Below are 15,451 nucleotides of genomic sequence, written 5' to 3'. Positions count from 1 at the left end.
AAAAATTAGTAAACGGACTTTAACGTTAATATTAACGTAATATGCCGCCAGCCAATTGAGCAAGAATATCACCAATCTCTTGATTAGCTTGCGACTCAGCTTGCATCCCACCTTGTGGAGTTAGCTGGTTCATCACCTCGGGTAATAGCTCAGAAATACCTTGCATTACCATGTTTTCATTCGCCCCTGTTTGTTGCGAAACTTGGCTAATCTCATTGCGACCAAATAGCTGACCAACTTGCTCTAAACTTAGGTTAGTATTAGCCTGACTGGTGCTCATCCAAGAATCCGCTTGCTGTTGCATACCCATACCCTGAATTTTAGCCAATGCACCAGATAAACCACCATTACTTTGTACCCAGTTTAAAACCATAGGCAACAATACAGCAACCAACATGCCCTGACCAGAGCTTTGCTTGTTGCCAAGCACACTACCCAAAATAGAGCCTAAACCGCCACCAGTGTTTGCATTTGCTTGCTGTGCACCAAGGACACTCCCTAATACATCATCCAAACCAAATTGATTATTTTGTTGTTGTGCACCCATTGTACTACCTAACACATTGCCTAAAATGCTGCCAAGGTCACCTGTTGGGTTAAGTGATTGTTGTGGCGAATCTTTTGTTAATGCACTGGTTGCAACTTGCGTAATTAAATTACCTAATAAACTGCTCATAAAATTTATTCCTTTTTTGTGAAATTTAATAACCACATTATCACTATAACAAATCTGATTAGTTTTTATGTGTTTTATTTGTTACGTGATAACCGTGCTATGGTCTTAAGTAACCGCCAGTTATCATGGTGTTTATCAGCGTTTTTCTTATCCTGCATAGAGGTTGATAACAGAGGTTCTATCTGGTCTCTAAAAATCACCAGTGTTAAGGGTCGGGCAAAAGGTTCAACAACCTGAAATCTTAACAACACCCAATTGCCAAAATCTTTGGCATCGCACAAGTCACCCTGCCACATTATTTTTTCATTAATTTGAGCATGATTATCATATTGGTTTTTTGTAAACATCAAAAATATTGAAGACCACGGATTGTGCTTTTTATGCCCAATATAAATTTGCCAAAGTTTATTTTTATTATGCGTACTTGGCTGAGTTAAATGAATAACAGGATACCGCCACCAACTAGCCAACAGCATGGCAAAAACACCACTCATTATTACAATAGTAGCCTGCCACCAAGCCAACTTAAAAAGCACGACCATCCATAACAAAATCGCCAACCAGCAACTTATGATTAGCCATTTAAATTTGCTATTTCTTTTAATTGGCGTATCCAATCGCCATGTGTTAAAACCTTCCATCTTGGTATTTGGTCTTTGCCTTTAATGTTAATAAGCCTGCTTACTGATATGAAAACAACTGCCATTAAGCCAAGACTAATTGTTTCATGATGTTAATTAACTCAGCTATTTTTGCATCATCAGGCGTTTGTTGATTCATAAAAAAGTCTAGCAAATCTGGATCTTCAAAAGTAAGTAATTTTGCAAATGTTACTTGCTCCTCTTCACTGGCAGTAAGAAACCTTTGTCTAACGTATGGATCAATAAACACATCTAATTCTTTTAATCCACGACGTGCTTGATAAATGATACGGCGTTGCTCCAATGTTGGTTCTATTTTGTTTTGCTCGCTCATGGCTTGCTCCTCATGGTTAATAATTAAGACTTAATAGTTTCAATAACTGGTACTTACAGTTACTTAACTGCTAATTGTTCCCACAAACTCAATGCTTGTTTTGTTATACCCACATTATGGGTTCGTACAATACTGGCACCTTGCTGTACTGCTAACAATGCTGCTGCCATACCCACAGGGTCTCTGTCTTTTGTTTCATGTGCCATTAACGCAGGGGCGTTGCTATTATTTAAAACCTCACCTAAAAAACGCTTACGAGACACAGCAAACATAACGGGATATCCCATTTCTGTAAATTCACTAAAATTATCCAACATCTTGCAGTGATGCGCATACTCTTTTGCAAAACCAAACCCAGCATCTATAATAATATTTTGTGGGTTAATACCCGCTGAAACTGCCGCATTAATGCGTTCGGTTAACTCTAATTTTATCGTTTGCATCACGTTATCATAATTTGCCAGCCCATTCATGGTCGCCGGTTCACCCCGCATATGCATAAGGATAACGGGCACTTTGAGCGCTGAAACTATTTCAGCTGCGCCCTGACGTTTTAAAGCACGCACATCATTAACAATGTCTGCACCCGCTTCCACCGCTTGTTGCATTACCTCAGGGTTACTGGTGTCAATCGATAGCCAAACCTCTTTACCAAGCGCTTCTCTTAACGCTTTAATCACTGGCAATACTCTGTGTAACTCTTCTTCTATACTCACTTTGTCTGCATTAGGGCGTGTTGATTCACCACCAATATCAATGATACTAGCGCCTTCAGCAATCATTTGTTTTGCATGGTTAACGGCATTGTTAATATTTACAAACTCACCACCATCAGAAAAAGAGTCTGGTGTGACATTCAAGATACCCATAATATGAGGCTTACTTAAATCCAGTGTTTTATCATGGTAGGTAATTTTATAGGCAGGTAATGTTGTGAGCTTCATAATGTACAGACTACTTAACACTTATTAATTAAATTACGCTGCTATTATAGCACGAACAAAAAAACCCCTATCAATTTTGATAAGGGCTTTTACGTTAGATTAGCAATATTTACATCGCTGGTAGCGGCGGTGGCAATTGACTAGAACCATTGTCATTGCCTTTATTATTAGGAGTCACATCTTTAACCTGATAGTCTTTAGGCTCACGTGGCTCTAGTCCATTCATGATATCTAGTACTTGATCTCTGTCTATGGTTTCCCACTTCATTAAAGCATCTGCCATTACGTGCATTTTGTCTTTGTTGTCTTCGATCAAAGTACGCGCCACATCATATTGCTCTTCAAGAATGCGGCGTACTTCTTCGTCAACTTTTTGCTGAGTTGCCTCAGAAATAGTTCGGTTACTACTACTAAAGTAACCCTGCGAGCTATCATCGTCTTCATATACCATAATACCCATGGCTTCAGACATACCGTATTTGGTTACCATTGCACGCGCTAATTTAGTTGCACGCTCAAAGTCATTAGAAGCACCCGTTGATTTTTGATCAACAAACACCTCTTCTGCAATACGTCCACCAAACAATACAGCGATATTGTTTAACAAATCTTTTTTGTTTTGGCTGGTTTGATCATACTCAGGTAGCTGCCAAGTAACACCCAACGCAAAACCACGTGGCATAATCGTTACTTTATGTACAGGGTCAGTGTCTGGCAATAGCTCAGCAACTAATGCATGCCCTGCCTCATGATAAGCAGTTGATAAACGTTCTTCTTCACGCAATACAAGCGATTTACGAGCAGGACCCATATACAACTTATCTTTTGCTTCTTCAAAGTCGTGCATATCCACACTTTTTTTGTTATGACGAGCAGCAAATAAAGCAGCCTCATTAACAAGATTTGCAAGTTGTGCACCACTAAAACCTGGCGTACCTCGTGCCAACACACTGGCATCCACACCAACTGTTGCTGGCAATTTTTTAAGGTGTACGTTAAGAATTTGCTCACGCCCCTTAATATCTGGCAAGCCAACTTGCACCTGACGGTCAAAACGACCAGGACGCAGAAGTGCTTTATCTAATACATCTGCACGGTTGGTAGCCGCAATCACAATCACACCATCATTGCCTTCGAAACCATCCATTTCTACCAATAATTGGTTAAGCGTTTGCTCACGCTCGTCATGTCCACCACCCATGCCAGAGCCACGATGGCGACCCACTGCATCAATCTCATCAATAAAAATGATACAAGGCGCATTTTTTTTAGCTTGGTCAAACATATCACGCACACGAGATGCACCAACACCGACAAACATTTCAACAAAATCAGAACCTGAAATGGTAAAAAACGGTACTTTTGCCTCACCCGCAATGGCTTTAGCAAGCAAGGTTTTACCTGTCCCTGGGGGTCCAACCATTAACACACCACGAGGGATTGTTGCACCAAGTTTAGTAAACTTGCTTGGATCACGTAAAAAGTCAACAATTTCTACAACTTCATGTTTTGCTTCTTCACAACCCGCCACATCTGCAAAAGTTACTTTAATGTCATCTTCACCCAACATTTTGGCTTTTGATTTACCAAAGCTCATTGGGTTGCGGCCACCGCCACCACCAACGCCACCTTGCATATTACGCATAAACAACATGAATAAGCCAATAATTAATAAGATTGGGAAGCTGGCAATCAATAGTTGCATCAATATACTTTGACGCTCTGGTGCGGCACCTTCAACAGCAACCTTATGTTCACGCAACATTGGCATGAGCTCATCATCGGTTATCCCTGGGCGGATAGTAGAAAACTCCGATCCATTTTTCTTTTCACCAGTGATTTGTTCACCATCAATTTTAACACTGCTAATTTGATTATCTGCCACAGCAGTTACAAATTCAGAGTAATTGAGTGAATCTGACTTTGTCGATCTGTCAAAACCACTAAAAACAAGTACAACAGTCCCTATGACAACAAGCCAAAGCAAGACTTTTTTTAGCATATCGCTCACAAGCTTTTCCATCCTTTACGGTAGAGGCACACTCATCGCTGCTAATAAAGCAGTATGAGTATAAAAAATAGTTACTAATATATCATGATATGAGTATTCAATTTAAAAAATTCAAGCCCATTTAGATAAATTCCATTTAATTTAGACAAGTTTATTGAATTATTGTTATTTAATCGCAATCCAAAATATCTCTTTACTTCGGGCACGAGACGCTGCCGGTTTAATACTTTTTACTTTTGTAAATTGCTTTTGTATTTGTTGACGCAACACCTGAGAGCCTTCCCCTTCAAACACTTTCATGATTAGCGCACCATCTTTTGGCAAAACACTTAATGCAAAGTCTACTGCCAGTTCACACAAATACATCATGCGAGGTTGGTCAACCGCTTTATTTCCAGAAGTATTAGGTGCCATATCAGACAATACAACATCTACCTGACGCCCTGCAACTTCTGCCATAATTTTGTCAAAAACATCCTGTTCACGAAAATCCCCCTGAATAAATGTCACATTTTCAAGTTTATCCATTGGCAAAATATCAGAGGCGATCATCACCCCCGTATCACCAACGATACGTCCAGCTACCTGAGACCAACTCCCTGGGGCACTGCCTAAATCAACAACGGTCATCCCTGGTTTAATTAGCTTGGTTTTTTCATTGATTTCAGTTAACTTATAAGCGGCACGTGCTCGGTAACCATCTTTGTGTGCTTGTTTAACATAATGGTCATCAAGGTGTTCTTTCATCCACGCTTTGCTACTTTTAGATAAGGTTTTGTTGGTAATACGAGTTGCCAATTTTATTGCCTGCATTAATAAAAAATATGATTAATTCTATCATTTTTTGTTGATTAAATCGCTTTGATAGCAAATGTTTATATCAAAAAAAACCAAGATATTTTATAATGGGCTTTAACATTACTCAATTATTGATTGATTTAATTATTTATTAAAAAACAAGGTACTCTATGCAACTTGATAACGAAACTATCAAACGCCTACGTGGCATTGGTCATCATCTAAAGCCAGTCGTAACCATTGGTGGTAAAGGGCTAACTCAAAACATTATTGATGAAACTGACCGTGCCTTAAATGACCACGAGCTCATTAAAGTGCGCCTGCCTGCTGGTAGCAAAGATGAGCGAGAACAAATGGCAAATGAGCTTGCCGAAGCAACCAACTCGAAAATGGTACATAGCATTGGTCGTATGGGTTTACTATTACGTCAAAATCCTGACGCAAACCCAAACTTATCAAATATAGTGCGTTATACCTACTAACCACACCCATAAGCAGCATACCATGCAACAGAACTTTGTATTAAAGATAGCAAAAGAGTCGCTGTCTGGTTTAAAGTCAAACACGCTTATTACCCATATAAAAAATATCAAAATTACCGCTAACCTTGAGATAGTTAACCACTTGCTCAAAGTTAGCTTTGATATTTTAATACCTACAAAACTGCAACCTGACGTTATATGGCATACATTAGATGACAATTCTTTCCAACAAAAAGATTTTTTGTGGGAAGACACCTGTTTGGAGTGCTTTATCGGAGATATTACCCATACTGAATACATCGAAATAAATGCCAGCCCTAAAGGGTATTTTTCGATTTATCACTTTGATGACTACCGTACCCCCAAAAGCATGCCGCCTAGAGCACTCGCCATTAATTCAACAGAAAATGCCATTATTAGCTGGCAAAAACAAACTGATACTTATCAACGTACATTTATGTTTGATATGGACAACTTACCCAACCACCTAAAATCTGCAACTCTTTTTAATCCCACCCTAATTCTATATTTAAAAAATAATCATCTGCCTTTATTTTTTGCAAAAGAACAGGCAACACCGGCTGATTTTCATGACCAAAATTTTTGGATTCCTATCTCTGACTGATACCCATTTAATCAAAAATATTGACTCAAAGTATGAAAGACAAATTTTTGGCACAAAAAAACTCAGCATTTCACTGAGTTTTAAATTCAATCTAATCTTTGATAATAGATAGATAATAACTTAATCATTTAATGCTAAGTATGTACCACGATTTGAGGCATCATTTAAGTAACGTGCATCACGCCATGTTGTGTAGCTATAATACTCACGATAGGGACTTTTACGTTTTTGACGGAAATCAGAAACCCAATTACGACCATCATAAATAGCAATATGACCATGTGGATGCTTGCGTGAGCGACTGATAACAACAACATCACCTACTTGTGGTTTAGCCTTATTACTAATTTTAGCGAAACCTGCTTTTGCTAATGTGCCACGAGTAGCATATTGGTATGCCGATGGGTTTGGCGTAAATTTATAGCCTGCTGCCTGTAATGCGATACGTACATATTTTGCACACAAACCAGCTGAACGAGAACGCGCTGAACGAGATGCCCTTTTAGCAGCAACTACTGGCGCAGAACGATTGGTTAATTTAGAAGAACCACCCACACCATTATAAACAGGCGCAATTTCTGATGATACCAATGCTTTGCGAGTAGCAGCATCTGTATCTAAAAATGCTTGGCGAGTTGCTTCAGCTCTTGCAGCAGCTTCGTTTTCATCACTTAGTCGAGCTTGAATTTCATTAAAAAGGTCATCTGATAAAGCTTCGCTCTTACTTTGTGAGCCAGATTTTGCTTTAGCAGTACTCCAACCTTCTAAATCTGCAACCAACTTATCTATCTGTTGAGAGTCTGGTTGCGTGTTTGTTGCACTGGCATGTGAGGTAGTGAGTCCCAATGCCGTAATCATTAATAAGATTTTCTTCATAACTCGCCTGTAAAAACTTTTACTACTAAAATTCAACAAAAACAGCCACTTCATCTTATACTATAGACGTATGACCTTTAAATATTTTTTTTGGATTAATATGAGCCAACAATCTGACTTAACACAGCATAACTTTACAAACCAATTTGGTAGCTTAGTTGACAAACAACGAGAAGCTGGATGTCGGTTGCCAAATAACATCTCGACACACCTTCAAAAACTACAACTTGCTACTAATGAGTTTAAAACGGTACTTTATGATGCCTTAGCAGGCTTACCAAAAGACATCGTAAAAAACTGTCAAGTAGTTAAGTTTACAAGCACAGAATTAACAGTTTCTGTTACATCCATTACCGTTGCAAACCACATGCGCTATATGCAAAGTCAATACCTAAATGAACTACAGACTCAATCTGTATTATTTCAAGATCTTTTAACACTCAAGATAATTGTGACAAACTTGCCAGACCTTACAAAATAGATAAATGCAACCCTATTAAATTTGGCTTTGTTATAGCTTATGTCAAATACGGCTTGTGTTAAACCTAATACTTCAAGGCTTATCCAAAAACTTTTGCGACTATAACATAGCTTTTATGAGGTTGTCACATCCATCTACTTGAGTTTTAACGTTTACTTATGCTTACTTAATTTACCTAATGTTACAGAGTTTTGTAAACTTATGTAAATAAATTAGCCGATTACCCAACAATTGTACCCTAGCCGTATCCTAATAACCAAGGTTAACTTTAATAAGAGGGTGCCTAAGGCTTGCTATTATTGGCTATGACGCATTTTTATCAATAAAGACTTTTGGGATAGTCAATGTTATTGTAATTGTTTCAAAATATTTAATATTACTAAAACATTTCCAGCAGTTGTTCTATAAATTTTTGTTTTAAAAAAATAAAATGCAATAAAAAAAGTTATTGTTTCTTTTTTATACAATTACTCAATGATTTCATAGTTATCAGGGTCTGCCAAAACTGCTCTAACTAATTTGTTATTTAAGCCATGACCAGATTTATAGGCTTCAAATTTTGCTTTTAACGGATAACCAATCAAAAATAAATCGCCCACGGCATCCAAGATTTTATGACGAACAAATTCATCATCAAATCTTAAACCTTCTTTATTCATAATCTCATCATCAGTTAATACAATCGCATTATCAAGATTACCACCCAGCGCCAAATTATTTTGTTTTAATAGCTCAATATCTTTCAAAAAGCCAAACGTACGTGCTTGGCTCAATTGATTTATATAGTTTTCTGGCGTCATGACCAAGCTTGCTTTCTGCCCTGTTTTGTTAATTGCAGGGTGATTAAAATCAATCTCAAAATGCAACTCATAGCCATCTAATGGCGTAAATTGAGCCCATTTATCTGCTTCTTCTACTCTTACTAATTTTTTAATACGTAAATACTTTTTATTAGTTGTTTGTTCTTCAATACCTGCTTTTAACAATAATTTAACAAACTCAGCCGCACTTCCATCCATAATCGGCATCTCAGCGGCAGAAACTTGTACAATCAAATTATCAATTTCTAATCCAGCGATTGCACTTAGCAGATGCTCAACCGTACCAACAGATGCACCATCTTTTGTCAGGTTAGAAGACATCATGGTGTCATGCACTAGTTCGCCTATTGCAGGGACGAAAGGCTGATTTGGCATGTCAGTTCGCTGAAAAACAACACCATGGTTGACTGGTGCAGGCAAAAAAGACAAGGTGACTTCTTTACCACTATGTAAGCCGATGCCTTTTGACGTTATCGCCGATTTGATGGTTTTTTGTTTCATGATTTACTCAATAAATGCAAATTAAATAAAAAACAGACGTTAGTATAGATATTGTAACATTTTATTTCATCAAGTCATAAAAAAAGACTAACTTTTCAGTTAGTCTTTCATGTCATGACAAAAAGTGGTTATTTTTTTTGTTGACTACGCAAATAGTCTGTAATGCTCACACTATTAACATTACGTGGCTGTGCCGGTGCTGTATCTGCATCAACTTCATCTTGATACAATGGAGACTGACTCTTTTTTTGGCTGCTTAATGCAGTTGTGTGCGTTTTAGGGTCAATACCTTGCTCACTGTTTGCTGCCAATACATTTTGCATAGGATCCTTAGGACGCTCATCAAGCGACAATCCAGTTGCAATAACCGTAATACCTAAATCATCACCCATATCTTCATCTAAAACCGAACCATAGAAAATATCTGCTTCATCTTCATCGGTTATGCTAGAAACAATTTCGCTGATTTCGTGAAACTCTGATAAAGTTAATGACGATGATGCAACAACGTTCACTAATAAACCTTTTGCATTTTCTAAACGTAAGTCATCTAATAAAGGAGACTTAATTGCTTTAATTGTTGCTTGGCGAGCTCGGTCATCACCACTCGCACGACCAATACCCATCATAGCGTGACCACGAGATGTCATTGCTGTTTGGATATCTTCAAAGTCAATATTAATAAGCCCAGGCATGGTAATGGTTTCTGCAATACCTTTTACCGCATTTAATAATACATCATCTGCTTTTTTAAATGCATCTTGCATTGAAATGTTGCCGTAAACACTCAGCACTTTATCATTAGGGATAGTAATAATAGAGTCTACGAAATTGGTTAGCTGTTCGATGCCTGCTTTTGCAGCCTTCATGCGCTTACCGCCTTCAAATTTAAATGGTGTGGTTACCACCCCTACGGTTAGTATTTCCATTTCTTTTGCAACACGCGCAATAACAGGTGCTGCACCAGTACCTGTACCGCCACCCATACCAGCAGTAATAAATACCATGTCTGTATTTTCTAACAATTTACGGATTGCAACTTCTTCACTTTCAGCTGCCTCACGTCCTACCTCTGGATTAGCGCCTGCACCCAAACCACGGTTTGATTCTGCGCCTAATTGCAATTTTTGAGGTGCCGTTAATGTATCTAGTGCTTGTTTATCTGTATTTGCACAAACAAAGGTAACACCCTTAACACCTTGTTTTACCATGTGCTCTACAGCGTTACCACCGCCCCCGCCAACACCAATTACTGTAAAACGTGCATTGCCATTAGATATTTCTTGTGTTTCATCTGACATGGTAAACTTTGACATATATGTCACTCCATTACTCAATAACTTATTAATTTAATATATAAATTCTCTTTACGATTATAAAGACTTTTGCTTACAAAATCACTTAAATATTTTGCTACTATTTTATACAAAGCTTGGTGTTACTCACAACCACTGTTTTAAAAACTCATTCAACCTTTTTAAGGCACTATTAAAGCCGTTTGCTTTACTATTTTTATATAGTGCATCTGGCGAACTATGCTCATTGTGGCGAAAATCTTCACTTTGGCTATACAATAAAGTACCAAATGCCGTTCTAAAACCGGGTTGCTTCATGAGTGCATTAATTTGTTGAAATTTTTCATCATCAATATTATCAACTACATTGATAGCATCATTAGTATTTGCCAGCATCACGTTGACTTCTAAGAATCGTTTTGAAAAAGAAACCATCCCTTTAATCATACTGCCGCCACCACTTAATACAACGCCACGCTTAATAAAATTAAGTAAATTTGCATTATCTAATTCTATAAACACTTCTTTATAAATTTCTCGATAACGTGCTTCAATAATTAAGGTTAGCTCATGCATATTAACCGTCAGGTCTTCTGCCCCATCGCGGCTAACATTAATAAACTTAGCGGGGTCAATACTTAGCATATCAACCGTCCCGTTTCTTTTTTTAATGTTTTCAGCTTCTATCATAGATAATCCAAGATGCGCCGAAATATCCATGGTTACTTGGTTACTACCGTGTGGTAAACATGAGGTAAAAATAAGTTTGTTATCTTTATAAACACACACACTGGTGGTACTAGCACCAATATCAATAAAACAAATACCTTGCTCTTTTTCATCTGAAATCAAGCCATATTCAGAGCTAGATATCGCATCAAAAATCATGTGGTCGATGCGTACATTAGTTGGTCTAAACAAATCCTCAATATTACGGCACCCAACCACTGGTAACATCATAAGATGATACATGACCGTCATCATATCCGCATAAGTACCAATTGGATTATCAACCGCCATGGACTCATTATTAATATAAACACCTTGCTGCATATGGTGCATTAGGTAATAATCATGCGGTAAGTCTCTTGCCTTTGCTTGCCCAAGTGCTTCAACAATATCTTTAACAGATATTGGGTCTTCACCTAAGTTTACGGTGCCAGAACTGTTTTTACTTAATAACTCAGGGGTAGACAAGCTTAACCAAACACTGTGTACACGGCAATTTGCCATGTCTTCCACTTCTTGGATTGCCTGTTTAATAGAAGCCTTTAATCTATCATGGTCAATAATTCTACCTTGATAAAAGTCATTTGTTTTAACCTCAGTTAACCCAAGTATTCTAATGTCATCTGGCGCATGAATTTGCCCTATCACTGCATAAACGGCTGTCGCACTTAGGTGAACTACAACAAGATTTTCAGGATTACTCATGACGATTGTTAAACCTTAAACTTAAAGAATCATAATACATTTTTTTAATATTCATCGGCGTCAATGCCTACTTTATATAACATAACTTAAATCATTACGTTACTTACTTTGTTTGTAAAATAGCCATACGTATTTTTACAAAAAACATTAGTATGCCAACTAATGCCAAGTTATCGAAAACCCATTTTTGTATCTGGCATCAATAACTTGTATGTCACTTACTTTATCAGCCAATTGACTTTGTAAGACATTACTAACATTCATAATTTTTTGGGCAGTATTTTCACCATCTACAACTACTCGCATACCGGTATTAAATTTGATTAACCAAGTTTGTCTTGACGTCAAAATCATATCTTCAACTTGCATATTAAGTGGCTGAAAAAGTGTATTGACATGTTGTAACTGCAGCATAATGGTTGCCGCTTGGTCGCTATCGCCTTGCAAGGTCGTATAGGGTTTTACCGTCAATGATGATTCATTCGCTGGTACAAAAACTTTACCTTCTGCATCGACTAACCGTTCACTACCAAAGCGGGCAACTGCTTGTCTTGGTATCGCTTTTATAACAATACCTCGTCGCCAATCACGTTTAACACTGACTTCATCAACCCAACTAAAGTCAGTCACATCATCTCTTATTACTTGTAAGTTTGCTTTAAAAAAGCTACCAATGCTCGGCTGCTTGGTCTGCATTTTAGTATTTAAGATATGATATTGTGACTGAGAAAGACCCGCGGGGTGGACATAGATGTTTGCTTTTGGGGCTTGTTGGTATAGTTTGTAACCAATCCCTAAGCAAAATGCTATCATGGCAATTACTAAAACATATACAAGCCGAACCGCAAATTGAGGCATAAATCAAAAAATCACAACAGGAAAAAAATTAACAAGGTAAATAAAATACGTTTGTCTTATTGTTAGTACTAACTCGTTAAAACTGAGTCAGTACTAACAATTTGGCAAATCTGATTAATAATAACTTATTTTTTATCATAACCATAGGATAATGAGCAACATTTATCCATATTGTAACATTCCTTTACACTTTCAAAACGTTTATGATGGGTATGAAACAGGCAAAATCCATAAAGCCATTGAATCCTATAAAGTTTGTGCCAAAATATGCACACACACTTCAGCAAAATCCATGCCGTTTGCTTTGGCAGCCATTGGCACAAAACTATGGGTGGTCATCCCAGGTACAGTATTAATCTCTAACAACCAAAAATTACCAGCGGCATCTTGCATTGCGTCGACACGTCCCCAACCTTTTGCCCCCACAGCTTTAAAAGCTTTTAAACACAATGCTTGTAGTTGCTTTTCTTCAGCCTCTGCCAGCCCGCATGGGATAAAAAAGGCGGTATCTTCACGCACATACTTTGCTTCAAAATCATAAAATGCCGCATCTTCTGCAGGTTTACAACCAATGACTGGATAAGCTTCATCGTCAATGATAACAATAGAAAACTCTTTGCCATCAATAAACTTTTCTGCCATGACAATATCACCACAGTCGGCAGCTTTTTGATACGCACCTTGCAATTCATCAATCGTTTTTACAATACTAATCCCAATACTTGAGCCTTCGTGTACTGGTTTAATAACAACCGGCAACCCAATGTTATCAACAACTTTTTGTAAATCATCATTATCATTTAATAGCATAAAAGGCGCAGTTTGTGTAATACCACAGCCAAGCCATAGTTGCTTAGTACGAACCTTGTCCATACCCAATGAAGAAGCCAAAACTCCCGATCCCGTTTGTGGTATTTTTAACCAATCCAACAAACCTTGTAGCTCACCGTCTTCACCACCACGACCATGAAGCACATTAAACACACGGTCAAACTGACGAATCTCGATTACATCTTGTTCTTTTGGATCAAATTTATAGGCATCAATCCCTTTCTCTTTTAAACCATTCAATACCGCTTCACCACTCATTAAAGATACTGAGCGCTCATTACTTGTACCGCCAAAAACAACGGCAACTTTGCCAAACTTTTCCGGATTTATGTTTTCTGTCATGCAAATGTCCTTTTTAAAAAAGGTAAATAGTGGAAATTATCAAATAATTAAGCTTAAATATATAAGCTATTTTCTGCCAGTTCTGTACATACCTGACCAACATTACCTGCGCCTTGCGTAATTAACAAATCGTTTGCTTTTAACACGCGTTGCATCACAGCTTTTAAGTTATCTTTATCAATAATTGTTGGTTCAACTTCGCCACGATGACGGATACTACGCGCCAGTGATTTAGAATCAGCACCGACAATTGGCTCTTCTCCAGCAGAATAAACATCTAGCAGTAACAGCTCATCAACTTGTGATAATACTTTTACAAAATCATCATAACAATCTCGCGTACGGCTATAACGGTGTGGCTGGAACAACATCACTAAACGACGATCTGGATAGCTTTGACGAGCGGCTTTAATGGTTGCCTCTACTTCAACGGGATGATGACCATAATCATCAATCAATAGAATATCGCCATCTTCTTTTTTTACACAGGCATTTTGCTCAAAACGTCGACCAACACCTGCAAATTTATCTAGCGCACGCACAATAGCAGCATCATCCACCCCTTCATCCGTTGCCATTGTAATGGCTGCCAACGCATTTTGCACATTATGTATGCCAGGGATATTTAACGTTAAGGCTAACGGCTCTCTATCTTTACGTAATACCGTAAAATGCGTTTTAGTACCTTCTGTTTTGACATCTACGGCACGTACATCATTATGTTCTTCTAACCCAAAGGTAAGTGTTGGACGCGCAATGTCATCTATCATGCCATACAAATCTTTGTCATCACCACAGATAACTGCCAGCCCATAAAACGGCATATTATGTAAAAAACGGATATAGGCCGCTTTCAATTTATCGTAACTGTTTTCATAGGTTTCCATGTGGTCTTCATCAATATTTGTCACGATGGCAGCCATTGGACGCAACGATAAAAATGAAGCATCCGATTCATCGGCTTCGGCAACTAAAAACCGACTTTGACCCATAGCCGCATTTTTGCCCGAAGCATTTAACTTACCACCAATAACATAAGTTGGATCTAATTCAGCTTCGGTCATCATCATCGTTAATAAGCTTGTGGTGGTCGTTTTACCATGGGCTCCTGCCACTGCAATACCATGACGATATCTCATTAGCTCACCAAGCATATCCGCACGACGAACAACAGGAATACGTGCTGCTAAAGCCGATTGTATTTCGGGGTTGGTACGATCAATCGCTGAAGACACAACAACAACATCAGCGTTTTTAACATTTTTAGAATCATGCCCAATAAACACGTCAATGCCAATTTGTTTAAGTCGATCCGTTACCGCACTTTCTTTAATATCAGAACCACTAACCGCATAGCCTTGGTTTTTCATTACCTCAGCAATACCACACATGCCAGCACCACCAATGCCAACAAAATGTATTTGACCAATGCGACGCATTTCTGGGATCTCAATTAATCGTTTTGGTAAGGCAGGTGTTGGCATAATGTTCTCTTTATATA

Annotated in this window: 16 protein-coding genes; 3 read left to right on the top strand and 13 right to left on the bottom strand. The window is 38.1% G+C overall.

Features of this window, described 5'->3' with window-relative positions:
- Nucleotides 1-31 precede the first annotated feature (31 nt).
- The 6 genes from VH441_RS09250 to VH441_RS09225 form a co-directional block, all read right to left on the bottom strand.
- Nucleotides 32-676, bottom strand: a complete 645-nt coding sequence (locus tag VH441_RS09250; RefSeq protein WP_434353357.1) for a YidB family protein — start codon at nucleotides 674-676, stop codon at nucleotides 32-34.
- Nucleotides 677-750: 74 nt separating this feature from the next.
- Nucleotides 751-1,317: a hypothetical protein gene (locus VH441_RS09245; RefSeq protein ID WP_434353356.1), complete on the bottom strand. Its 567-nt coding sequence runs from the start codon at nucleotides 1,315-1,317 to the stop codon at nucleotides 751-753.
- A 64-nt stretch (nucleotides 1,318-1,381) separates the two neighbouring features.
- Complete coding sequence (locus VH441_RS09240) at nucleotides 1,382-1,651, bottom strand: succinate dehydrogenase assembly factor 2 (RefSeq protein ID WP_434353355.1); 270 nt, start codon at nucleotides 1,649-1,651, stop codon at nucleotides 1,382-1,384.
- A 59-nt stretch (nucleotides 1,652-1,710) separates the two neighbouring features.
- On the bottom strand, nucleotides 1,711-2,595 hold the full coding sequence (folP, locus tag VH441_RS09235) for a dihydropteroate synthase (RefSeq protein ID WP_434353354.1): 885 nt from the start codon (nucleotides 2,593-2,595) through the stop codon (nucleotides 1,711-1,713).
- Nucleotides 2,596-2,704: 109 nt separating this feature from the next.
- On the bottom strand, nucleotides 2,705-4,597 hold the full coding sequence (ftsH, locus tag VH441_RS09230) for an ATP-dependent zinc metalloprotease FtsH (RefSeq protein WP_434354394.1): 1,893 nt from the start codon (nucleotides 4,595-4,597) through the stop codon (nucleotides 2,705-2,707).
- Between the two features lie 174 nt (nucleotides 4,598-4,771).
- Nucleotides 4,772-5,404 (bottom strand): RlmE family RNA methyltransferase, encoded by a 633-nt coding sequence (locus VH441_RS09225; protein WP_434353353.1) that lies wholly within the window; start codon nucleotides 5,402-5,404, stop codon nucleotides 4,772-4,774.
- Between the two features lie 170 nt (nucleotides 5,405-5,574).
- On the opposite strand from VH441_RS09225, the gene VH441_RS09220 reads away from it, so the two are divergent.
- On the top strand, nucleotides 5,575-5,886 hold the full coding sequence (locus VH441_RS09220; RefSeq protein ID WP_434353352.1) for a YhbY family RNA-binding protein: 312 nt from the start codon (nucleotides 5,575-5,577) through the stop codon (nucleotides 5,884-5,886).
- A gap of 22 nt (nucleotides 5,887-5,908) precedes the next feature.
- Nucleotides 5,909-6,511: a hypothetical protein gene (locus tag VH441_RS09215; RefSeq protein ID WP_434353351.1), complete on the top strand. Its 603-nt coding sequence runs from the start codon at nucleotides 5,909-5,911 to the stop codon at nucleotides 6,509-6,511.
- 120 nt (nucleotides 6,512-6,631) lie between these two features.
- On the opposite strand, the gene VH441_RS09210 is transcribed toward VH441_RS09215, so the two are convergent.
- Nucleotides 6,632-7,387, bottom strand: a complete 756-nt coding sequence (locus VH441_RS09210; protein ID WP_434353350.1) for a CHAP domain-containing protein — start codon at nucleotides 7,385-7,387, stop codon at nucleotides 6,632-6,634.
- A 100-nt stretch (nucleotides 7,388-7,487) separates the two neighbouring features.
- Here VH441_RS09210 and VH441_RS09205 point away from each other — a divergent pair, with 100 nt between their 5' ends.
- Nucleotides 7,488-7,868, top strand: coding sequence for a DciA family protein (locus VH441_RS09205; RefSeq protein ID WP_434353349.1), 381 nt, complete (start codon nucleotides 7,488-7,490; stop codon nucleotides 7,866-7,868).
- Between the two features lie 467 nt (nucleotides 7,869-8,335).
- Here VH441_RS09205 and lpxC read toward each other — a convergent pair whose 3' ends face one another.
- From lpxC to murC, 6 genes are all read right to left on the bottom strand, one after another.
- A complete protein-coding gene (gene lpxC, locus VH441_RS09200; protein ID WP_434353348.1) occupies nucleotides 8,336-9,190 on the bottom strand; it encodes a UDP-3-O-acyl-N-acetylglucosamine deacetylase in 855 nt (284 codons plus the stop codon).
- A gap of 128 nt (nucleotides 9,191-9,318) precedes the next feature.
- Entirely contained in the window at nucleotides 9,319-10,506 is a 1,188-nt protein-coding gene (gene ftsZ / locus VH441_RS09195; protein WP_434353347.1) for a cell division protein FtsZ, read from the bottom strand.
- Nucleotides 10,507-10,632: 126 nt separating this feature from the next.
- A complete protein-coding gene (ftsA, locus tag VH441_RS09190) occupies nucleotides 10,633-11,919 on the bottom strand; it encodes a cell division protein FtsA (RefSeq protein WP_434353346.1) in 1,287 nt (428 codons plus the stop codon).
- Nucleotides 11,920-12,078: 159 nt separating this feature from the next.
- Nucleotides 12,079-12,732: a cell division protein FtsQ/DivIB gene (locus VH441_RS09185; RefSeq protein ID WP_434353345.1), complete on the bottom strand. Its 654-nt coding sequence runs from the start codon at nucleotides 12,730-12,732 to the stop codon at nucleotides 12,079-12,081.
- 291 nt (nucleotides 12,733-13,023) lie between these two features.
- Nucleotides 13,024-13,950: a D-alanine--D-alanine ligase gene (locus VH441_RS09180; protein ID WP_434353344.1), complete on the bottom strand. Its 927-nt coding sequence runs from the start codon at nucleotides 13,948-13,950 to the stop codon at nucleotides 13,024-13,026.
- A gap of 53 nt (nucleotides 13,951-14,003) precedes the next feature.
- Nucleotides 14,004-15,434: a UDP-N-acetylmuramate--L-alanine ligase gene (gene murC, locus VH441_RS09175; protein ID WP_434353343.1), complete on the bottom strand. Its 1,431-nt coding sequence runs from the start codon at nucleotides 15,432-15,434 to the stop codon at nucleotides 14,004-14,006.
- Nucleotides 15,435-15,451: the final 17 nt, after the last annotated feature.

Origin of the sequence: Psychrobacter sp. HD31, assembly GCF_051097895.1 — a bacterium.
Lineage (GTDB): Bacteria > Pseudomonadota > Gammaproteobacteria > Pseudomonadales > Moraxellaceae > Psychrobacter.
The sequence above is the reverse complement of the archived record's forward strand: the minus strand, read 5'-3'. Positions and strand labels throughout refer to the sequence as shown.